Here is a 19,467-nt window from a genome sequence, read left to right as displayed (position 1 = left end):
CTCACTTTTGAACTTAATCATGTAGCCGATCCAGTGGCTTGTGATTGGCACTCTCGTGACGTTCGCTGTTGTCGGTGTGCAGGTATTTGGAGGTGGTATCGATGCTGTCGTGGCCGGCATCGGCTTGCACATGGGACAAGGGCCGGCCGTTGAGATTGATGTCGTGAGTGATACCAGTATGACGAATGGAGTGCGGTGTCAGGTTGCGCATCTCGGCGCCATCCTGGGCAAAGCCATCCTGTTCTGCCAGCGTAGCGGCCGCCTGAATGACGGCCATCACCAGCTCGCGCAGCTGACGGATGCCGAGGTTGGCATTGAGCTCACCTTGTTCACGGCCGTGGGCTGCGGCCTTGTGGCGCACAAACAGTGGCGTCTGTTCATCGGGTACCGGCAGTGGCGAGAGACCGAGAAACGTCCGGTAGCGTTTGAGGGCCTCCAGCAAGGCATGGGAGACCGCCACGGTGCGGCGCTTGCCACCCTTGCTGCGGGGAATGTAATAGCCCCAGACGCCGGTTTTCCCGTCGCGGCGAAACTGCCCCATGACGGGGGTAAAACCCGGCCTTGCCGCCACCTCGGAGATGCGCAGGTAGCAGGCATACATCAGGCTGATCAGAAAGCGGCTGCGCTCATGCTGCTCCGGTGACTCGGTGGCCAGCCGATCGGCCGCCTGCATCACATAGGACCACTGCAGCTCGCTGAAGGCCTGGCCCTGATCATCCGGCTCCTGCTGTACGGTGCGCTTCACCCGTTGCAGCAGAAGCGCTGGGTTGCGGTCCATGTACTCTTCCTGGATCAAAAACTGGAAAAAGGCCGACAGAATGGCGAGCTTGGTCTTCATGGCTTGCTCACTGAGTCGGTACGGCAGTTCGCGGCCCAGCTCCCGTTTGCCAAGAAAGGGTCGCCACTGGGGATTGGGCAGACGCTCTCCCCACTCCTTGTCGAGCACGAACTGCGCCACATTGCGATAGGCAATCAGGGCCGCTGGCGGTGACTGGCAATAATCGAGGTAGCGCATCATGATGCGCCGGGTCAGATCCTTTGGGCTGATGCGCATCTCGCCAAAGCACCAGTGCAAGAACGTGGTCAGCTCACTGCGATAGGTCTTGTAGTTGTTCTCGTTGTTGCGCTGCTCCAGCAGCCAGTCGACGGCGAGTTCGTAGACGATCCCGGCATCGGGTACGTCGGTGAGGCTGAGGTTGGCCAGGTACTGATTGACCTGGGGGTTGCCCGCCTCCAGGTATGCTAAGCCATCGAACAGCGGCATGGCGGGTGGAAGTATGGTTGTGGTCATGGTCTTGCTTGAAATGGTTCTGGCTTGCGGCCTGCTCAAGGGTAATGCCGATAAATGGGGTTATCGGCATCATCGGTGGTGGGAACATTGTCAGGAAACATGGATGCAGTCACCACGTGGAATCACTGCGAACACATTCTTATCCCATTCAATGAATATGCACTCTTGTCAGAAAATTCTCGGGGTAAATAGTCTGAAAGTTGACTGTTAATTCTATCTTTTTGAATAAGAAAGTGTTTGGCCGTGATGGCTCGCCCCTTTTCCCTGTCCTTCCTCACCCTGTTATCCAGACGCCTTGCTACGCAACCCGCTTGAGTGACTTGCCTTTGGGGTCGGTTGCTTCACTCTGGGTTTCCTGGCTCTCTGTCTTGTTGCTCCCCTGCCCCTTTCCACCACGCAATACGCTCTGCAGTGCGTCCCGCTGTTCGGCCAGATAGAAGGCCAGGCTCTCCTGCTGTTCCGGCGCGAGTGCAATGGGAGCCGCGGCCAGCAACGTCATCAACTCATCGGCAGTGTCCAGCAGCTTGTCATAGGCGTCAGCCTCTTTCTTGCTGGTAAAGGTCATCTTCTCCACTCCCCCACGAACCACAACATATTTGATCTCAACGGCCATAGTGGCGTCCTCCTTCTGATGGTGAATACAAGTATATGTATGGATATACAGTATTGCAAATAGCCACAGGCAGGTAGGTTTGAGCCGAGACTGACCGAGAGCGGGTTGGCCGTACATTGATGAAAGGGTCATTTGACTTCCACGCCAAACTGGTCGGATGATTGAGTCATGACGATAACAAAGCAATTACTGATCCTGCTGCTGGTTGAGGTGACGCTCCTTGGGAGCATCGCCCACCTTGCCATCGACCTCTCTTGGGCACCCTCCATCTTGTTTGTGGTGGTAGCCCTGCTGGGGCTGCGCACCTTGGTGGTATTGCTGACCTGGGGCTTTTCCCGCTTCTACCCGGTGCCAGCCATCGGCTGGCGAGCCTGGCTGCCCATGGTGGGGCGGGAGATAGCCGCCTACCTGCTGACCTTCACCTGGCTGCTGCCGTTCGAGCGCTGGTTAATGCCGCCTGACAAGTTGCCCCCCTCTCCCCTGCCCCTGCTGCTGATCCACGGTTATGGCTGCAGTCGCGGCATCTGGCGGGTGCAGCGGGCACGGCTGGAGGCCGCCGGTCACACGGTGGCAACCGTCACCCTGACTCCTCCCTTTGGCCATCTCGACGACATGGTGCCGCTGTTGGCCAGGCGTATCGACGAGGTGTTGGTCGCCACCGGCGCATCGCAACTGGTGTTGATCGGTCACAGCATGGGCGGACTGGTGTGCCGCGACTATCTGGCGGTGGCGGGTGGTGACAAGGTGGCGCAGCTCATCACCCTGGCCACCCCTCATCAGGGCAGCCAGCTCGCCACCCTGGGACTCGGCGACAATGCCCGCGAGATGGAGCCAGGCTCCGGCTGGTTGCAGCGCTTTGCCGCCGTGCCGCTCTGCGTACCCGGTGTCTCGGTGCGCACCAGTCACGACAACTTCGTGCTGCCCCAGTCCCGCCAGCGTCTCGATGGCATGGAGGACGTGGAGCTTGCCGCCCTTGGCCACCTCTCCTTGCTCTACTCCCGTCGCACCACGGCCCTGCTGCTGACTCTGCTCTCCCGCCCGTAACCGCAAATGAAAAGGGCCTGATTGTTCAGGCCCTTTCCGTTTTTGCTACATCAACTCGTTGTGGTCACCACTAGAAGTGGATCCCCTTGATCAGGGTGGAGACTGCCATCTGATCCGCCGACGCCTTGGACTCGTTGCCCTCCTTGGGGTCGGAGAAGGTGCGGAAGCTGGTGTTCATGATCACCTGGGCCACCCGCGGCGCCAGGGCATGGATCACCTGGCCAAACACCCCGAGCCGGGTAGCCAGTCGCACATGCTTGTTGATGATGGTGTCGCACACCAGATCGGCGGCCTCTTCCGGGGTCATCATGGGCACCTGTTCATACACCTTGGTGGGGGCCACCATGGGAGTTTTAACCAGCGGCATGTTGATGATGGAGAAGTTGACCCCCTTGTCGGCAAACTCGGAGGCCGCGGTACGCACCCAGGCATCCAGCGCCGACTTGGAGGCGACGTAGGCGGAGAAGCGCGGCGCATTGGTCAGCACCCCGATGGAGGAGATGTTGATGATGTGGCCCTTCTTCTTCTCGATCATGGTGGGCAGCACCCCCATGATCACCTTGAGGGTGCCGAAGTAGTTGAGCTGCATGGTGCGCTCCAGATCGTGGAAACGATCGAAGGAGTCTTCGATGGCGCGGCGGATGGAGCGACCGGCGTTGTTGACCAGAATGTCTACGCCGCCATGCTCGGCCACTATCTGCCGGGTGATCGCCTCCCCCTGCGCCAGGTCGGCGAGATCACCCTGATAGACCTGCAGGGTCAAGCCCAGCTCGGCAAACTCGGCCTGGGTTTCGGCAATCTTGTGCTCGTCCCGGGCGATGGTCAGCACCCTGGCCCCCGCCTCTGCCAGTTTCTTCGCGGTGGCCTTGCCGATGCCGGAAGTAGCACCGGTGATCAGCACCACCTTGCCCTCGACCCGGCCGCGCAGGGTGCGATCGATGAACAGATCCGGGTCGAGGTGACGCTCCCAGTAATCCCACAGGCGCCAGGCGTAGCTGTGCAGCGGCGGCACTTCGATGCCGGTCCCCTTCAGCACCCGCTGGGCCTCGCGGTTGTCAAAACGGGTCGGATAGTTGATGAGCCGGAAGATGTCCTTGGGCAGGCCGAGATCGGCGATGGCCGCATCGCGAATGCGCCGCACCGGGGTCAGCGCCATCAGCATGGTCATCAGATGGCGGGGAATGAAGCTGAACAGGGCTGCATTGATGCGAATGGCCGGTTCGGGGGCATGGGCCGCCCGGGAGAAGGTGCTCAGCATGTCGCCGACCCGCATGGGGTGAGAGTCGGTCAGGTGGAACGCCTTGTTGTCTTCCCCCTCCAGGTGGGCGATGTGATCGATGGCATCCACCACGAAGTTGACCGGTACCAGGTTGATGCGTCCCCCCTCGACCCCGATGGCGGGCATCCAGGGCGGCAGCATGCGGCGCAGCTTCTGGATGGTCTTGAAGAAGTAATAGGGGCCGTCCACCTTGTCCATCTCGCCGGTATTGGCGTCGCCGACCACGATGCCGGGCCGGTAGATGCGCCAGGGGATGGTGCTCTCCTTGCGCACTATCCCTTCGGCCTCGTGCTTGGTCTGGAAATAGGGCATGTCGAGGTGTTCGGCCTCATCGAACATGTCTTCCCGAAACAGGCCGTCAAACAGGCCGGCCACCGCGATGGAGCTGCAATGATGGAAGCAGCGCACCTTGAGCCGCTCTGCCAGTTGCAGGGCCTGACGGGTGCCCTCGGCATTGACCTGCTGCTGAATGCCCGCCTTGGCGTTGAGATCATAGATGGCGGCGAGATGCAGAAAATGATCGACCTTGCCGATGAGGGGGTCCAGTTCTCCGTTGCCCACGCCGAGCAGCGGGTGGGTCATGTCGCCCACCACGGCAATGGCGCGATCCTCACCAACGCCCCAGTAGGCCAGCAGGTCGGGTACCCGCTCGAGATGGGCTGCCCGCATCAGGAAATGCACCCGACTATTTGGACGCTGCAGCAATTTTTTAATCAGCCGGCGGCCGATGAAGCCGCTGCCACCTGTGATGAAATAATCCATGGTATTTATATCCCTTACTGATTGGGCTGTTAGTTGCTGTTAGATATATCACGATTTTACTGAAAATATTCATTCGAATATCATTCTTCGTGACCCAGTCCAAAATTACCAGGGTTGCCTGTTTCGTTATTAGGTAGAACCCTCTATTTTTTCTCCCTAGACTGAGGATGAAAGTTAAGTAATGCCACAACGAATATACCAAGGTTGTTGTCATTACCATCATCTATATCACGAGTAAGGAGACTGTCATGGCCAAAAAATTGAAAGCACTGGCAAGTTCGGTGACCGACAACCACCTCACTTCCACCATCAAAGAGTCCACCCAGCAGATCTGGCTGGCTGGCCTGGGTGCCTATGCCAAGGCGCAAGAGGAAGGCGGCAAGATCTTTGAAGCCCTGGTTCAGGAAGGGGAAGCCCTGCAAACCCGTACCCGTCAGAGCGCCGATGAAAAGATCGCGGCCATGACCGACAAGACCGCCGGTACCTGGGGCCGTCTGGAGCAGGTATTTGAGGATCGCGTGGCCCGCGCCGTCGCCAGCCTCGGCATCCCGACCCGCAAGGACATCGACAAGCTCTCCAAGCGGATGGCCGAGCTGACCGAAGTGGTGCAGCAGCTGATCGATGCCCAGGACGACACTGCCCCGGCTGACGAGGCCAAGCCTGCTGCGGCAGCGGCCAAGAAGCCGGTTGTTGCCAAGAAGCCGCCGGTCAAGAAAGCCGCCCCCGCCCCCGTCGCCAAAGTGAAGGAAGAGGTCAAGGAGCTGGCAACGGAAGTAGAGAACGTGGCCAATGAGATCAAGGAGAAGGGCGAAACCGCACTCTTCTGATCCTGACCGGCTTGTTCTGACTGATGATCCACCGGCCCATGCCCTCTGCTGGGCCGGTTTTGCGTGATAAGGGAGGCAAATCATGAGCACGATTGCGGTTGCCCTCGCCGGGGGGGGACCTCTGGGGGGGATCTACGAGATCGGTGCCTGCGCCGCCCTGGCCGACAGCATCAAGGGAGTGCGTTTCGAGCAGGCTGACATCTATGTGGGGGTGAGTTCGGGGGCGGTGATCGCCTCGGCGCTGGCCAACGGCATCTCCCCCGACAAGCTGGTGCGGATCCTGCTGAGCGACGACAGTGGCGAGTTCTTCGACCCCTCTACCCTGCTGCGCCCCGCCTTCGGGGAGTATGTTGAGCGGCTCACCTCGCTGCCGCCGCTGGCGCTGGCGTGTCTGGCCGACTACCTCTCCTCTCCCTGGAACAAGAGCCTGCTCGGCTCACTGCAGGGGCTGTCCAAGGCGATCCCCACCGGCATGTTCGACAGCCGCGGGGTGGATCGGATCCTGACCCAGTTCTTCTCGCGCCCCGGTCGCAGCAACGATTTTCGCGAGCTGACCAGCCGGCTGTTCGTCATCGCCACCGAACTCGACACCGGTCGGGCGGTGGCCTTCGGCAGCCCAGGGCTCGACCAGGTGCCCATCTCCGCCGCGGTGCAGGCCTCCGCCGCCTTGCCCGGTCTGTTCCCGCCCTCCCTCATCGATGGTCGCTACTACGTGGACGGCGCGCTCATCAAGACGCTGCACGCCTCGGTGGCGCTGCAGGAGGGGGCCGATCTGGTGTTCTGCATCAATCCGCTGGTGCCCTTTGATGCGGGCCTGGCCAGCGAGCGCCCCGCCAAGCTGGTGGATAGCGGTCTGCCGGTGGTGCTGGCCCAGACGTTTCGCGCCATCATCCACTCGCGCATGCACGTGGGGATGGATCGCTACAAACACCAGTACCCAGAGGCGGATGCCCTACTGTTCGAGCCCTCCCCGGCCGATGGCGAGATGTTCTTCACCAATGTGTTCAGTTATCGGGACCGGCGCCATCTGTGCGAGCACGCCTTCCAGCATACCCGCCGGGATCTGTGGCAGCGGCGGGCCGAGCTTGGTCCCATCCTCGCCAGACACGGGCTGGAGCTGGATCTTGACGCGCTGGCCGATGAGCAGCGCTCCCTGCTGACCCCGGGCATCGGCGCGGTGGCGGCGCTGGATGCCTCACTGACCCAGTTGCAGCACTGGCTGACCCGTCGCTATGGCGACAAGGGCCGGCGTCAACCGAAGGAGTAGCATGGATCGCAAACCCAAGCGGCGTACCAGGGATCGCATCCTGGCCACCGCCCTCGCCCAGTTCAACCTGCTGGGCGAGCCGACCGTCACCACCACCGCCATCGCGGCCGAGCTGGAGATGAGCCCGGGCAACCTCTATTACCACTTTCACAACAAGGAGGAGATAGTCAACGCCCTGTTCGGCGAGTTCGAACAGGAGATGGCCCACCTGCTCGACACCATTACCCCGCCGTTGAACGAGGCGGAGGACATCTGGTTCTTCTTGCACCTGATGTTCGAACTCATCTGGAAGTACCGCTTTTTCTATTACGACATCAGCACCCTGATGAACGGCAACCACAAGGTGGAGCTGCGCTTTTCGGCCCTGCTGCGGCGCAAGGAGCTGACCGCCGCCGCCATCTGCCACCACCTCTGGCGCAGCGGTCTGCTAGAAGGTGACGAAGCGCAGGTGACGGCGCTGGCTGCCAACATCGCACTGGTGGGGACCTTCTGGATCTCCTATCAGCGGGCGCTGCATCCACGCGCCGATGCCGACATCGCCCTCGGCGTTGTTCAGGTGATGGAGCTGGTGGCCCCCAGGCTGCGAGCCGATGCCCGCGCAGCGCTCGATGCCATCGCCAGCCATTATCGTCCCGCCACCGTGGCGGGTTGACCGAACCGTGTTTTTTGATTGTGTTTTTAACAGGGAGAATCATATGACCACTTCACAGCCCAACTTCGATTTCACCCCCTTCCCCTGGCCGGAGGCCACCTATGACTATGCCGGGGAGCGCCTTGAGCAGCACTGGGAGCGGCTGCACCAGGGGGATGCCGAGCCCTGGCCCGAAGATGAACAGGTACAGGAAGCATGGCGCGCCTATCACGCCGGTGATTTCGCCCGGGCCGTCAGCCTGGGGCTGGCCGCCGGCGAGGATGGCCTCAACGTGGCGAACAAGGCGCTGGTGATCCACGCCAGCTACCTGCTGGATGACAAGTATGCCAAGCGCGAGGCGTTCGAGCTGGCCGCCAGCAACGCCGAGAGGCTGCAAAAACGTCAGCCAGACAACGTCAACGCCTGGTACTTCCACGCCCTGGCGCTGGGTCGCTACAGCCAGGTGATCTCGGTCTCCAAGGCACTCTCCATCGGCATAGGTGACAAGATCAAGAGCAGCCTGGAGCAGGCGCTGGCGCTGGAGCCTGACCACGGGGAAGCCCATATCGCCTTCGGTGCCTGGCATGCGGAGATCATCGACAAGCTGGGCGCCATGATCGGCGGCATCACCTACGGCGCCAAGAAGGATGAGTCCGAGCGTCACTTCAAGGCGGCGCTGGCCATCATCCCTCACTCCGCCATTGCCCGCATGGAGTACGCCAATGCCATGGTGATGATGCACGGCAAGAGCAAGATGGCGGCGGCCGAGGCACTCTATGGCGAGGCTGCCGAGTGCGAGGCGCTGGATGCCATGGAGCGGCTCGATGTGGAAGCCGCCCGTGAGGAGCTGGAGGAGGAGTAATTCGCCAGACTCATAAAACAAGAGGCCAACCCCCGGGTTGGCCTCTTGCGTTTGAAGCGCGGCGGATCAGCCGTGCAGCAGCTGATCCAGCATGGCGGGGTCGCAGAGCAGATCCGGCTCCATCAGCACCAGCAGCAGCAACTGCTCAAACTCCACCGCGAAGCGCTCGACGATGAGATCCGGGTCCGGCACCCGCTTCTTGTCGGTGATCAGGCCCACCTGCACCTTGTTGTCATAGGAGAGGATGGAGACGCCGACTGCGATATCGCCGGCCTGGGGCACCCAGAACAGCGGCTGGCGCAACCTGGCGCCGGCCAGATAGAGGGTCTGCTGCGGGCCAGGCACGTTGGTGATGACGGCGCTGGCCTTGGCGGAGAGGATGTCGATGGCCTGTTGCTGCACCGCCTTGGGGGCCATGCCCATCACTTCCAGCAGGTTGAGCACCACCGCCGGCTGCAGGGAAGATTTGAGCGCCTGCATCCGATCCCGCACCGCATAGAGGCGTTGCAGCGGATGTTCGATGTTGAGGGGCAGATCCAGGGCCACCAGCCCGAAGCGGTTGCCAAGGGCCCCCTTGTCGTCCGGAGCGCGCATGTTGACCGGCACCAGGGCCCGGATGTCGACGTCGGCCTCGTCGCCCTTCTCCAGCAGATAGTGGCGAAAGGCCCCGGCGGTGGCGGCGATCAGCAGGTCGTTGACCGAGCAGCCGAGCACCCGCCCCACCGCCTTCACGTCCGGCAGCGGGATCTGTTCTGACCAGGCTACCCGCTTGGTGCAGCCGGTCTCTCCCCTGAGCCGGGTATCGGCATCATCGGAGAGGGTGGCAATGGTGTAGAGCTCGGCGGTCACGTCCCGGCTGGTCTTGAGGTAGTCCATCGCCTTGGTGGGGTGGGTCAGCACCTCGACGTATTTGGACCAGAGGGTGCCGGTCAGCTTGAGGCCGGCCCGCAGCAGGCGACTGCCCTGCTGATCGTGCTCTTCGTCGCCGTCGTCGTTGGCCACCGGCTCGGGCTGCGGTCTGGGAGGGGCAACCGGGCTCTCGTCCATCATGGTGAGCATGGCCCGCACCAGGGAGAAGCCGTCCCCCATGGCGTGATGAAAGCGCACCACCAGCGCCTGGCCGCCGAGGGAGGTGTCTACCAGGTGCATCTCCCAGAGCGGACGCTGGTGGTTGAGGGGGGTGGAGGCAAAGTCGGCCACCAGCCGCTCCAGTTCGGCCTTGCCGGCCTTGCCCGGCAGGATCACCCGCTTGAGATGCAGGTCGAGATCGAAATCGGGGTCGGTACGCCAGTAGTACTCTCCCCCTTCCAGGCAGGCTTTCTGCGCGAAGCGCGGCTGTACCCGTACGGTGTGCAGCAGGCTCTCGCGCAATCTGGTTTCATCCAGCTGACCGTCGAACATCAGCACGCCGACGATCTGCATCAAATTGTTGGGCCTGTCCATCCGCAGCCAGGCGGTATCGACACAGGAGATGAGTTCACACACAGACATGTATTATCCCTATCGTTTCGCATTATTTGTGCCACATTTCGTTCTGGACGTCGGCGACCAGAACGGAAGCAACAAACAATGTTTTCTTATGTTGGTGAAACTGCACGGCGATTAATTTACGCCAGCCATCCATGACAAAGGCAGAGGCTCTTATTGCCCAGTGAAAATTAAAAATCAGACTTGTGATATGCCGCCTGAATAATAATCTCCAGGTCGGCCATTTCGTCAAAAGAATATAAAGCGCGCTATTTCACCATTATTTATTGCGCTGGATCAGTCTTTATTGGATTGGTTATCGCCGCGCGGGACAAGGCAGGCGCTGATCGACATATTCGAGGATCTCCTGCTCCAGTACGCTGCGTACCGGTAACAGCATCAGGCCGAGGCGCACTTCCAGCGACAGGGTATCCTCGGTGAGGCAGAGGGAGCCATTGACCCCGGCGCCGCGAAACAGCAAGCGGGTCTCCTCCTCGTCTTCCCACTCGCAGTCGAGCTCGTACTCTTCGCTCATGTCCTGGGCGATGGCTTCGGCAGCGAGCCGAGCACCGGCGAGGCCGAGCGGGTGTTGACGGCTGACCTGGATGGTCGACAGGCTGCTGCCGGCAAGGGGATCGTATAGAAACATGCTAACTCTCTGAGCGGTGACGACATTTACTGATATTAAACACATGAATCAAACAAGTGAAAGTGATTTGCAACATATTTGGGACTCACTTAACAAAGGCTGTCGAGTAAAAGCTCCATCGATTCCGCCTGGGTTGCCTCCGCGTTACACTGGGCTGACGGCTCGTGACGAGTGACTCCCGCCCCTCGCCGGCCGCCCGTTTTATCCGTCACAGGCCATGGGGTACACCAGAGAACACAGGTCAAGAGAGCAGCAGATGACCCAAGAGAAACAACCATCCGATGACCACCACATGGATGAAGAGAGCACCCTGGGGCGACTCTACCGTCAGCTCAACCAGGTGGCCGCCTTGCGCGAGCAGATGCGCACCCATCCGCAGGATCAGCAAGACAGGGACGCATTGCGCCAATGGCAGGCCGATCGGCTGGGGCGCACTCACCGCGATCTGCTGGAGAGCAAGCGCTACGGCCCGGCCGCGCAGTTTTTCCTGACCGACCTCTACGGGCCGGGGGATTGTGCCCGCCGCGATGCGGACGTGATGCGGGTGATGCCGACCGCCGAGCGGCTGTTGCCGGAGTCCGGCCTCAAGGTGCTGGCGCAGGCCATTGAACTCGATGCTCTCTCCGAGGAGCTCGACTACCTGATGGTGGTGGCGCTGCGCCGTAGCGGCAGCATGGCACGGCTGAACGCCAAGGCCTATGCCCTCGCCTATCAGGAGGTGGGTGAAGAAGCGCGCCGCCGTCATCAGTTGCAACTGGTCAACGAGCTGGGGATGACCCTGGACCGGCTGGCCAGGAAACCGCTGCTCGGGGCGACCTTGAAGCTGATATCGGGGCCGGCCCATCTGGCGGGGTTGGGCGAGCTCTTCTCCTTTGTCGAGCGGGGTTACCGGGTCTGTCACCACATGGGGCGGGCCAGCGGGTTTCTCGAGACCATCGCCAGCCGCGAGACGGCGATCATGCAGGCGTTGCTGGCGGGCGATGACACAGTGCTGGATTGACCTTGGGAGTCATGCAGGCACACATGCAGTCAAACATGACAAAGCGGGCCGAGTGGCCCGCTTTTCGTTTATTGCTGGACAGGAGTGCGGTCAGATCACCAGCAGATCCATGAAGGCGTGCACCGGGGTGGCGGCCAGTTGCTTGCCATCCTGGCAGAGGGCCAGGATGGCCTCGGCCCGTTTGGCCGGGAAGCGGGTGGCCAGGTTGTGGCGGAACTTCTCTACCAGCAGCGGGATCCCCTCCTCGCGGCGACGACGATGGCCGACCGGGTACTCCACCTCCACCTTGGCGGTATGGGTGCCGTCCTTGAAGAAGATCTGGATGGCGTTGGCAATGGATCGCTTGTCCGCTTCCAGATACTCGCGACTGTAGCGCTTGTCCTCCTGCACCACCATCTTGGCGCGCAGCCCATCGATGCGGGGATCGGCGGCCACGGCGTCCTCGTAATCCTCGGCGATGAGACGCCCGAAGATGAGCGGCACCGCCACCATGTACTGCAGGCAGTGATCCCGGTCGGCCGGGTTGTTGAGGGCGCCCACCTTGCTGATGATGCGAATGGCCGACTCATGGGTGGTGAGCTCGATGCGGTCGATCTCGTCGAGGCGTCCCTTCACCTGCTCATGCAGCTTCATGGCGCACTCCACCGCGGTCTGGGCATGGAACTCGGCAGGGTAAGAGATCTTGAACAGCACGTTCTCCATCACATAGCTGCCGTAGCTCTGATGCAGGGAGAACTGGTTGCCCTTGAACAGCACGTCGTAGAAGCCCCACTTGGGAGCCGTCAGAGCGCCGGGATAACCCATCTCGCCGCTCATGGTGATCAGCGCTAGGCGCACCGCGCGGGAGGTGGCATCCCCCGCCGCCCAGCTCTTGCGCGAACCCGCATTGGGTGCATGACGGTAGGTACGCAGGCTCTGGCCATCGACCCAGGCCTGGGAGACCGCATCGATCACCTGATCGCGGGTCCCCCCCAGCATGTGGGTCACCACGGCGGTACTGGCAACCTTCACCAGCACCACGTGATCGAGACCGACCCGGTTGAAGGAGTTCTCCAGCGCCAGTACCCCCTGGATCTCGTGGGCCTTCACCATGGCCGTCAACACATCGCTCATGGTGAGCGGCGCCTTGCCTTCTGCCACGCGGGTACGGGAGAGCCAGTCGGCGGTGGCGAGGATCCCCCCCAGGTTGTCGGAGGGGTGACCCCACTCGGCGGCCAGCCAGGTGTCGTTGTAATCGAGCCAGCGGATGATGGCACCGATATCCCAGGCGGCCTTGACCGGATCGAGACAGAGCTGGGTACCGGGCACCCGGGCACCATGGGGTACCAGGGTACCGGGCACGATGGGACCAAGGTGCTTGGTGCACTCGGGAAAACGCAGGGCCAAGAGGCCACAGCCCAGGGTATCCATCAGGCAGTAACGGGCGGTATCGAGGGCGGCCTGGCTGGTAATGGGGTGATTGCAGACGTAATCGGCAATATCGACCAGCACCTGATCGGGGTCTGGTCTGTGGTTGACGTCGACGTTGGCGGACATCGTGACTTCCTTATCGTTGTAGTGAATGAAACGGGGTGATGAAACGGCGCCCTGCCCGACCGCCTGCGCACATCGACCCCGCTGTTGCCGGTGTCGGGTGACGCAATGGGGTGACAGGGCCGCCCATGGTTATCGCTGCTGCAGCGAGACGAAATGCCGGGGCGCCGGGCCGACGTAATCGGCGCTCGGGCGGATGATCCGGTTGTGTTCGCGCTGCTCCATCACGTGGGCGCACCAGCCGGTGACCCGCGAGCAGACGAAGATGGGGGTGAACAGCTTGGTCGGGATCCCCATGTAGTGGTAGGCGCTGGCGTGGAAGAAGTCGGCGTTCGGGAAGAGCTCTTTCTCTTCCCACATCACCTTCTCCGCCTCGCAGGAGACGCGATAGAGCCGGTCATCGCCCACCGCCTCGGCCAGCTTGGCCGACCAGTTCTTGATGATGACGTTGCGCGGATCCGAGGTGCGATAGACGGCGTGGCCAAAGCCCATGATCTTCTCCTTGGCTGCCAGCTTGGCCTGCAGCTCGCGCCGCGCCTGGGCCTCATCCTGCCAGGGCTCGATCATCGCCATGGCGGCCTCGTTGGCGCCGCCGTGCAGCGGGCCGCGCAGGGTGCCGATGGCCGCGGTAACGCAGGAGAACATATCCGAGAGCGTCGAGGCGCAGACCCGCGCCGCAAAGGTGGAGGCGTTGAACTCATGCTCAGCGTAGAGAATGAGGGAGACGTGCATCACCCGGCGCTCCAGCTCGCTCGGCGCCTTCTGGTGCAGCAGTGCCAGGAAGTGGCCGCCGATGCACTCTTCGTCGGTGTCGAGGGCGATGCGCACCCCGTCGTGGCTGAACTTGTACCAATAGAGGAGAATGCCAGGGAAGGCAGCCAGCAGCCGATCCGCCACTTCATGCTCGTGCTCGAAGCCATCCTCCGGCTCCAGATCACCGAGCATGGAGCAGCCGGTGCGCAGCACATCCATGGGATGGGCGTCGGCAGGAATGCGCTCGAGCACCTCCAGCAAGGCGGCAGGCAGGGTGCGCAGGCTGCGCAGCGTCCGCTTGTAATCCTCGAGCTGCTGCTCGTCCGGCAGCTCGCCCTTGAGCAGCAGGTAGGCGACCTCCTCGAACTGGGCGCCATCGGCCAGCTCCTGGATGTCATAGCCGCGATAGGTGAGCCCGGTGCCGCTCTTGCCCACGGTGCAGATGCTGGTCTCCCCCGCGCTCTGGCCACGCAGGCCGGCGCCACCCAACGGTTTTTGCTGTCCCATTGCCTTTCCTCCTAGTCCTTGGATGTAAACAGACGGTCCAGCGTCTGCTCGTAGTGGTGATAACCGAGGAAGTCGTAGAGCGACTCCCGGGTCTGCATGGTGTCGACGACGGCCCGCTGATGGCCATCCTGGCGAAGGTGTTGATAGACGTTGAGGGCCGCCTGGTTGGCCGCCCGGCTGGCGCTCAAGGGATAGAGCACCATGTCGACGCCGTGGGCGGCGAGCGCCTCCTTGTCGAACAGCTCGGTTTTGCCGAACTCGGTCATGTTGGCGAGAATGGGGACCCCGGCCGCCTGCTTGAACAGGTCATACTGGCCGAGCTCGGTCACCGCCTCGGCGAAGATCATGTCTGCCCCGGCGGCCACATAGGCGGCGGCGCGCTCCAGCGCCGGGCCAATCCCCTCCACCGCCAGCGCGTCGGTACGGGCCATGATGACGAACTCGTCGTTCTCGCGGGCATCCACCGCCGCCTTGATGCGATCACACATCTCCTCCTGCGAGACCACCGCCTTGTTGGGTCGGTGGCCACAGCGCTTCTGGGCGACCTGATCTTCCATGTGCACGGCAGCTACTCCGGCACGCTCGAAGGCGCGTACGGTGCGGGCGATGTTGAAGGCCCCGCCCCAGCCGGTGTCGATGTCGACCAAAAGCGGCACTCGGGTCGCCGCCGTGATGCGTTCGGCGTCGGTCAAGACGTCGTTCAGGCTGGTCATGCCAAGATCCGGCAGGCCATAGGAGGCGTTGGCCACGCCGGCGCCCGAGAGGTAAATGGCCTGAAAACCGCTGCGCTCTGCCATCAGCGCCATGTAGGCATTGATGGTGCCGACGATCTGCAGGGGGCGTTCATTGGCGAGGGCGGTGCGAAAGCGCAGACCTGCCGAGGGGGTAAGGCTGGACATCATGACTCCTTTCACTTGTCTGGTCTGACTATCTAATATCACGTTTACGTTAACGTCAATCATACTTTCGTGGCAGACCCCTGCCAGGCAAGACAGGACGCGGCTTTTAGGGTAAATTTCACCAATTCCTTCAACAGGTTGAATCGTAATGTCGGATCCCAATCCCGTGATCGTCTGCCCGGCTTGCGACTTGCTGATCGAACGCAAGTTATTGCCGCTTGGGCGCCACGCCCACTGCCCCCGCTGTCATCAGCATTTGTACGGGCGCTACGCATTTCGCCCCTCCCAGCTGATGGCGCTGACCATCACCGGTTTCCTGTTGCTCCCGTCCGCCTTCTTCGAGCCGCTGATCTACCTGCGCCTGGCCGGCGTCAATTCGGACGCCAACCTGCTCAAAGGGATCCTGGTGCTGCTGCTCGAACACGAGATCTGGGTGGCGGGGCTGGTGTTCTGGTGCGCCGTACTGGCGCCGGTGGGCTTGCTGCTCGGGATCTTTGCGCTGGCCTCGGGCCTCGCCAAACGCTGGCACATACTGGCGCCGACTCTGAAGTCGGTGGAGGTGTTTCGCCACTGGGCCATGCTGGAGGTCTACATCGTCAGCCTGCTGGTCGCCCTGTTCAAGCTGGTCGACATCGCCGACGTGCGCCTCGGCGGCGGCCTGCTTAGCCTGGGGATCCTGATGCTGCTCAACCTGACATTGCTGATCCTGTTTGACCCCGCCCCCTATTGGGAGCGGGTACCGCTGGAGGAGCCGGACCATGTCCCAGACCAGCGCCCGTGAACTGGGGCTCTGCCGCTGCCACACCTGCGGCCTGCTGGTGCGCTATCAGGTGGGCAGCGTCTGCCCCCGCTGCCACAGCCGGCTGCAAGTGCGCATTCCCCACTCCCTGGCCTGGTCCTGGGGCTTGCTGGCGCTGGCCAGCTTCATGTTGTTGCCCGCCAACCTGCTGCCCATCACCCACTTCTACAACAAGGGGTTGTTGCAGTCCGACACCATCTTCAGCGGTATCATGATGCTCTATCGCAGCAAGATGTCGGGGATTGCCACCATAGTCCTCACCGCCAGCATCATAGTGCCGGTGGGCAAGATCCTGGGGCTGGGCTGGATCTGCTGGCAACTGCAGCGCAGCAAGCCGGTGCGGCGCAAACGCCAGCTCATCATGTATCGCATCATCGACTTCATCGGCCGCTGGTCCATGCTGGACTTGTTCGTCATCTCGCTGATGGTGGCCCTGGTGGATCGCGGGGTGCTGCTCAACGTGCGGGCCGGCCCCGGCGCCACCGCCTTTGCCGGTGTGGTTGTGCTGACCATGATGTCGGCCCGCATGCTGGATACGCGCCTGCTGTGGGACAAGGCGGCCCGTTAGGGTCGGCCATCACATATGCCTGAAACTGTTTGTCTTTATCTGAACTGCTGTTTATCTCAGCCAATTAAGGAGTCGGTATGATCGGGGCTGAACCCGTCATTGAGAAGCGTCGCTGGTTGTCACCCGTCTGGTTGCTGCCCTTTATCGCCCTGTTGCTGGCGGGGGGCTTCATCTACCAGCAGTTTGTCAGCAGTGGCCAGCTTATTCGCATCAACTTCGCCCAGGGCAACGGCATCTTGCCGGGCAAGACCCAAGTGCGTTACCAGGGGGTCGCCATCGGGGTGGTACAGGAGCTGGCGCTGGCCGAGGATGGCCGCAAGATAGCCGTGCTGGCCAAGATTGACAGCCGAGCCCGCCCGCTCATCCGCAAAGGTTCGGATTTCTGGCTGGTGAGCCCCAAAGCGTCGCTCACCGAGATTTCCGGCCTCGATACCCTGGTCTCCGGCAACTACATCAACCTGCAGCCCGGGCGGGACAACAACCCGCTGCAGGAGGAGTTCGACGCGCTGGACGGCCCTCCCCCCGGTTATCAGGCCCAGGGGCGGATGCTGCACCTGACCGCCGATTCACTCGGCTCGGTCGGTATCGGCGCCAAGCTCTATTTTCGCGGCATCGAGGTGGGCAGCGTCATCAACACCCGCCTTGGCGAAGAGAACCAGAACGTGATCCTGGATCTGGTGATCGAGCCGCGTTTTGAACACCTCATCAAGGCCGACACCCGCTTCTGGAACATCAGCGGCATCAAGGGCTCCTTCAGCCTGGCCGGGGTCAATGTGGAGGCCGGCAGCCTCACCTCCATCCTGAGCGGCGGCATCGCCTTCGACTCTCCCAAGGACTCCCCGGAGCCGGAGAAAGGCCAGGTCTTCACCCTCTACAAAGGCCTGGCCGAGGCGGCCCGCGGCGAGCGAATTGACATCCAGGCGGGGGATCTGCCCATCAAGGAGGGGATGCCCATCCTGTTTGAAGGCATCGAGATCGGCCGCATCGATCCCATTCGCCTCACCAACAAGGGCCGGGTGGTGAGCGCACTGATCAACCCGGAGCAGGCGTTTCGGATCACCGGTAACAGCCGTCTGGTGTGGGAGAGCGTCTCCCTCGGCGCCGGCGGCATCAAGCATGCAGATCGCCTGCTGGCGGGCCCGGCCATTCGCCTCGACTATGTGGCGGGCGAGCGGGTCAAGGCCATGACCCTGAGCAGCAAGGAGCAACCGGGCGGCATCAAGCTGGTGCTGCAGGCCGACGATCTGGCCGGCCTCAACGAAGGGGCGCCGCTCTGGTACAAGGGCTTGCAGGTGGGCCAGATCAGCCAGCTCACCCTGGATGGCGGTGGCAACGCCAGCGTGGCTCTGGTCGTGCAGAACCAGTATCAGCATCTGCTGAACCGGGCCCGTTTCTATCGGGCGGCGCCGCTGCAGATCGATGCCGATCTGAGCGGCATCAAGGTGGAAACCAGCCCGGCCAGCGCCTGGATTGGCGGTGGCATCAAGCTGGTGCAGGCCCCCTCTGGCGAGCGGGTCAACCGGCTCTATCCCAGCCAGGAGCTGGCCCTGCTCGGCACCCGGGATGCCAAGCCCCGTCGCTGGATGTTGAAGGCTGAACAAGCCGATGGCATCGGTATCGGCTCCCCGGTGCTCTATCTGGGGCTCGAGGCCGGCAAGGTCAATGCGCTGCGCGCCGCCAAGGAGGGGGTGGAGATCGAACTCGAGATCGCCGGTGTCTATGCCCCCCTGCTCGAGCAGCAGCCGCAATTCTGGAAAAAGCCGGCGCTGGATACCCGGGTGCGGGTGGATGGTGTACAGGTCAAGGTGGGGAATCTCGCCACCCTGCTACGCGGCGCCATCGAATTCGATCGGCTCGGCACAGGCCGCAGCAGTCATCAGCTGTTTGACAGCAAGGAGCAGGCCAAGGCCAAGGTTCGGACCCTCTCCCTGGTGGCTGACAGCAACCCGGGGCTCGGGGTCGGCAGCCCGATCCGCTACCGCGGGGTCGACATCGGCAAGATTGAACAGATTGAGCTGGAGCCGACCCTGGGCCAGGTGATCTTCAAGGCCGAGCTGGATGGCCAGTATGCCGCGCGCTTCCTGCAGTCTGGTGCCCGCTTCACCCTGGTGCAGGCCAAGCTGGGACTGGGCGGCGTGGCTCATCTCGATACCCTGATCAAGGGCGCCTTTGTGGAGGCGCAGCCCGGCCAAGGGGCTGGCAAGGAGCGCTTCCCCCTCAGCCAGAGTGGCCCGGCCGGCCTGGCGCTCACCCTCAAGAGCGCGTCGGTCAACGGTTTGAGCGTCGGCAGTCCACTGCTGTTTCGCAAGATGGTGGTGGGCAGCGTGACCAAGGTGGCGCTGGCCCGCGATGGCAGCGAGGTGCTGATCGACGTCAACGTGGAGCAGGAGTACGCCCATCTGGTGCGGGCCAACACCCGCTTCTGGAACGTCTCCGGGGTCAAGGCGGATATCGGCCTGACCGGTGGCACCATAGAGGTGGAGACGGTGCAGAGCCTGCTCGCCGGCGGCATCGCCTTCAACACTCCAGAGAAAGAGATGGGGCCGACCGTCAAGGCCGGCCACAGCTACCCGCTGCATGCCAAGGCAGAGAAAGAGTGGCAGGAGTGGAGCCCCCGCATCCAGCCCTGATCTCTCCCCTCACCCACGCTCACTCAAGCCCGGCACTGTGCCGGGCTTGTTTTTAGCCGCTGCGCTTTCAGAATATTCCTGCCCTT

17 protein-coding genes are annotated in these 19,467 nt (G+C 62.3%); 9 read left to right on the top strand and 8 right to left on the bottom strand.

Translation table 11 applies throughout. The features are described from left to right. Positions 1-13: 13 nt before the first annotated feature. Positions 14-1,291 carry a tyrosine-type recombinase/integrase gene (locus G5134_RS13215; protein WP_065017616.1) on the bottom strand — a complete coding sequence of 426 codons (1,278 nt, stop codon included), beginning with the start codon at positions 1,289-1,291 and terminating at the stop codon, positions 14-16. A 298-nt stretch (positions 1,292-1,589) separates the two neighbouring features. Then, positions 1,590-1,904, bottom strand: coding sequence for a YebG family protein (locus tag G5134_RS13210; protein WP_024941798.1), 315 nt, complete (start codon positions 1,902-1,904; stop codon positions 1,590-1,592). A 168-nt stretch (positions 1,905-2,072) separates the two neighbouring features. Between G5134_RS13210 and G5134_RS13205 the strand changes: the two genes are divergently transcribed. After that, complete coding sequence (locus G5134_RS13205; RefSeq protein ID WP_065017615.1) at positions 2,073-2,948, top strand: esterase/lipase family protein; 876 nt, start codon at positions 2,073-2,075, stop codon at positions 2,946-2,948. A gap of 70 nt (positions 2,949-3,018) precedes the next feature. Here G5134_RS13205 and G5134_RS13200 read toward each other — a convergent pair whose 3' ends face one another. After that, positions 3,019-4,989 (bottom strand): SDR family oxidoreductase, encoded by a 1,971-nt coding sequence (locus G5134_RS13200; protein WP_065017614.1) that lies wholly within the window; start codon positions 4,987-4,989, stop codon positions 3,019-3,021. 248 nt (positions 4,990-5,237) lie between these two features. On the opposite strand from G5134_RS13200, the gene G5134_RS13195 reads away from it, so the two are divergent. The 4 genes from G5134_RS13195 to G5134_RS13180 all read left to right on the top strand — a co-directional run bounded on the left by G5134_RS13195 (position 5,238) and on the right by G5134_RS13180 (position 8,576). Further along, positions 5,238-5,816 carry a phasin family protein gene (locus G5134_RS13195; protein WP_065017613.1) on the top strand — a complete coding sequence of 193 codons (579 nt, stop codon included), beginning with the start codon at positions 5,238-5,240 and terminating at the stop codon, positions 5,814-5,816. Between the two features lie 82 nt (positions 5,817-5,898). Beyond that, entirely contained in the window at positions 5,899-7,083 is a 1,185-nt protein-coding gene (locus tag G5134_RS13190) for a patatin-like phospholipase family protein (protein WP_065017612.1), read from the top strand. Position 7,084: 1 nt separating this feature from the next. After that, the gene (locus G5134_RS13185; protein WP_065017611.1) at positions 7,085-7,735 is read left to right on the top strand and encodes a TetR/AcrR family transcriptional regulator; all 651 of its coding nucleotides are present in this window, start codon (positions 7,085-7,087) and stop codon (positions 7,733-7,735) included. 43 nt (positions 7,736-7,778) lie between these two features. Continuing rightward, the gene (locus G5134_RS13180) at positions 7,779-8,576 is read left to right on the top strand and encodes a hypothetical protein (RefSeq protein WP_065017610.1); all 798 of its coding nucleotides are present in this window, start codon (positions 7,779-7,781) and stop codon (positions 8,574-8,576) included. Positions 8,577-8,642: 66 nt separating this feature from the next. Here G5134_RS13180 and G5134_RS13175 read toward each other — a convergent pair whose 3' ends face one another. Next, a complete protein-coding gene (locus G5134_RS13175) occupies positions 8,643-10,067 on the bottom strand; it encodes a wax ester/triacylglycerol synthase family O-acyltransferase (RefSeq protein ID WP_065017609.1) in 1,425 nt (474 codons plus the stop codon). A 292-nt stretch (positions 10,068-10,359) separates the two neighbouring features. Next, positions 10,360-10,737: a polyhydroxyalkanoic acid system family protein gene (locus tag G5134_RS13170; RefSeq protein WP_082970027.1), complete on the bottom strand. Its 378-nt coding sequence runs from the start codon at positions 10,735-10,737 to the stop codon at positions 10,360-10,362. A gap of 211 nt (positions 10,738-10,948) precedes the next feature. Between G5134_RS13170 and G5134_RS13165 the strand changes: the two genes are divergently transcribed. Next, positions 10,949-11,692, top strand: coding sequence for an FFLEELY motif protein (locus G5134_RS13165; RefSeq protein ID WP_065017607.1), 744 nt, complete (start codon positions 10,949-10,951; stop codon positions 11,690-11,692). A 90-nt stretch (positions 11,693-11,782) separates the two neighbouring features. Here the strand turns inward: G5134_RS13165 and G5134_RS13160 are convergent, their stop codons facing one another. The 3 genes from G5134_RS13160 to prpB all read right to left on the bottom strand — a co-directional run bounded on the left by G5134_RS13160 (position 11,783) and on the right by prpB (position 15,384). Then, positions 11,783-13,228, bottom strand: a complete 1,446-nt coding sequence (locus G5134_RS13160; RefSeq protein WP_065017606.1) for a bifunctional 2-methylcitrate dehydratase/aconitate hydratase — start codon at positions 13,226-13,228, stop codon at positions 11,783-11,785. A 129-nt stretch (positions 13,229-13,357) separates the two neighbouring features. Then, positions 13,358-14,485, bottom strand: a complete 1,128-nt coding sequence (prpC, locus tag G5134_RS13155; RefSeq protein WP_010633991.1) for a bifunctional 2-methylcitrate synthase/citrate synthase — start codon at positions 14,483-14,485, stop codon at positions 13,358-13,360. Positions 14,486-14,496: 11 nt separating this feature from the next. Then, a complete protein-coding gene (gene prpB / locus G5134_RS13150) occupies positions 14,497-15,384 on the bottom strand; it encodes a methylisocitrate lyase (RefSeq protein ID WP_024941789.1) in 888 nt (295 codons plus the stop codon). Positions 15,385-15,532: 148 nt separating this feature from the next. Between prpB and G5134_RS13145 the strand changes: the two genes are divergently transcribed. The 3 genes from G5134_RS13145 (at position 15,533) to G5134_RS13135 (ending at position 19,381) form a co-directional block, all read left to right on the top strand. Continuing rightward, entirely contained in the window at positions 15,533-16,165 is a 633-nt protein-coding gene (locus G5134_RS13145) for a paraquat-inducible protein A (RefSeq protein WP_017779025.1), read from the top strand. Next, positions 16,143-16,751 carry a paraquat-inducible protein A gene (locus tag G5134_RS13140; RefSeq protein ID WP_019840923.1) on the top strand — a complete coding sequence of 203 codons (609 nt, stop codon included), beginning with the start codon at positions 16,143-16,145 and terminating at the stop codon, positions 16,749-16,751. The genes G5134_RS13145 and G5134_RS13140 overlap by 23 nt, the downstream gene beginning before the upstream one ends. Before the next feature lie 77 nt (positions 16,752-16,828). Continuing rightward, complete coding sequence (locus G5134_RS13135; RefSeq protein WP_065017605.1) at positions 16,829-19,381, top strand: MlaD family protein; 2,553 nt, start codon at positions 16,829-16,831, stop codon at positions 19,379-19,381. Positions 19,382-19,467: the final 86 nt, after the last annotated feature.

This window comes from Aeromonas sp. 600276, from assembly GCF_049175815.1.
GTDB lineage: Bacteria > Pseudomonadota > Gammaproteobacteria > Enterobacterales > Aeromonadaceae > Aeromonas > Aeromonas dhakensis.
Note: the sequence above shows the minus strand (reverse complement) of the source record. Positions and strands in the feature narration are given on the sequence as shown.

Excerpts from the sequence above, each read along its gene's own strand:
- G5134_RS13165 (WP_065017607.1), top strand. The coding sequence starts at position 10,949 with ATGACCCAAGAGAAACAACCATCCGATGACCACCACATGGATGAAGAG.
- prpC (WP_010633991.1), bottom strand. The coding sequence starts at position 14,485 with ATGGGACAGCAAAAACCGTTGGGTGGCGCCGGCCTGCGTGGCCAGAGC.
- G5134_RS13135 (WP_065017605.1), top strand. The coding sequence starts at position 16,829 with ATGATCGGGGCTGAACCCGTCATTGAGAAGCGTCGCTGGTTGTCACCC.
- G5134_RS13210 (WP_024941798.1), bottom strand. The coding sequence starts at position 1,904 with ATGGCCGTTGAGATCAAATATGTTGTGGTTCGTGGGGGAGTGGAGAAG.
- G5134_RS13160 (WP_065017606.1), bottom strand. The coding sequence starts at position 13,228 with ATGTCCGCCAACGTCGACGTCAACCACAGACCAGACCCCGATCAGGTG.
- G5134_RS13170 (WP_082970027.1), bottom strand. The coding sequence starts at position 10,737 with ATGTGTTTAATATCAGTAAATGTCGTCACCGCTCAGAGAGTTAGCATG.
- G5134_RS13205 (WP_065017615.1), top strand. The coding sequence starts at position 2,073 with ATGACGATAACAAAGCAATTACTGATCCTGCTGCTGGTTGAGGTGACG.
- prpB (WP_024941789.1), bottom strand. The coding sequence starts at position 15,384 with ATGTCCAGCCTTACCCCCTCGGCAGGTCTGCGCTTTCGCACCGCCCTC.
- G5134_RS13185 (WP_065017611.1), top strand. The coding sequence starts at position 7,085 with ATGGATCGCAAACCCAAGCGGCGTACCAGGGATCGCATCCTGGCCACC.
- G5134_RS13175 (WP_065017609.1), bottom strand. The coding sequence starts at position 10,067 with ATGTCTGTGTGTGAACTCATCTCCTGTGTCGATACCGCCTGGCTGCGG.
- G5134_RS13190 (WP_065017612.1), top strand. The coding sequence starts at position 5,899 with ATGAGCACGATTGCGGTTGCCCTCGCCGGGGGGGGACCTCTGGGGGGG.
- G5134_RS13215 (WP_065017616.1), bottom strand. The coding sequence starts at position 1,291 with ATGACCACAACCATACTTCCACCCGCCATGCCGCTGTTCGATGGCTTA.
- G5134_RS13145 (WP_017779025.1), top strand. The coding sequence starts at position 15,533 with ATGTCGGATCCCAATCCCGTGATCGTCTGCCCGGCTTGCGACTTGCTG.
- G5134_RS13180 (WP_065017610.1), top strand. The coding sequence starts at position 7,779 with ATGACCACTTCACAGCCCAACTTCGATTTCACCCCCTTCCCCTGGCCG.
- G5134_RS13140 (WP_019840923.1), top strand. The coding sequence starts at position 16,143 with ATGTCCCAGACCAGCGCCCGTGAACTGGGGCTCTGCCGCTGCCACACC.
- G5134_RS13200 (WP_065017614.1), bottom strand. The coding sequence starts at position 4,989 with ATGGATTATTTCATCACAGGTGGCAGCGGCTTCATCGGCCGCCGGCTG.
- G5134_RS13195 (WP_065017613.1), top strand. The coding sequence starts at position 5,238 with ATGGCCAAAAAATTGAAAGCACTGGCAAGTTCGGTGACCGACAACCAC.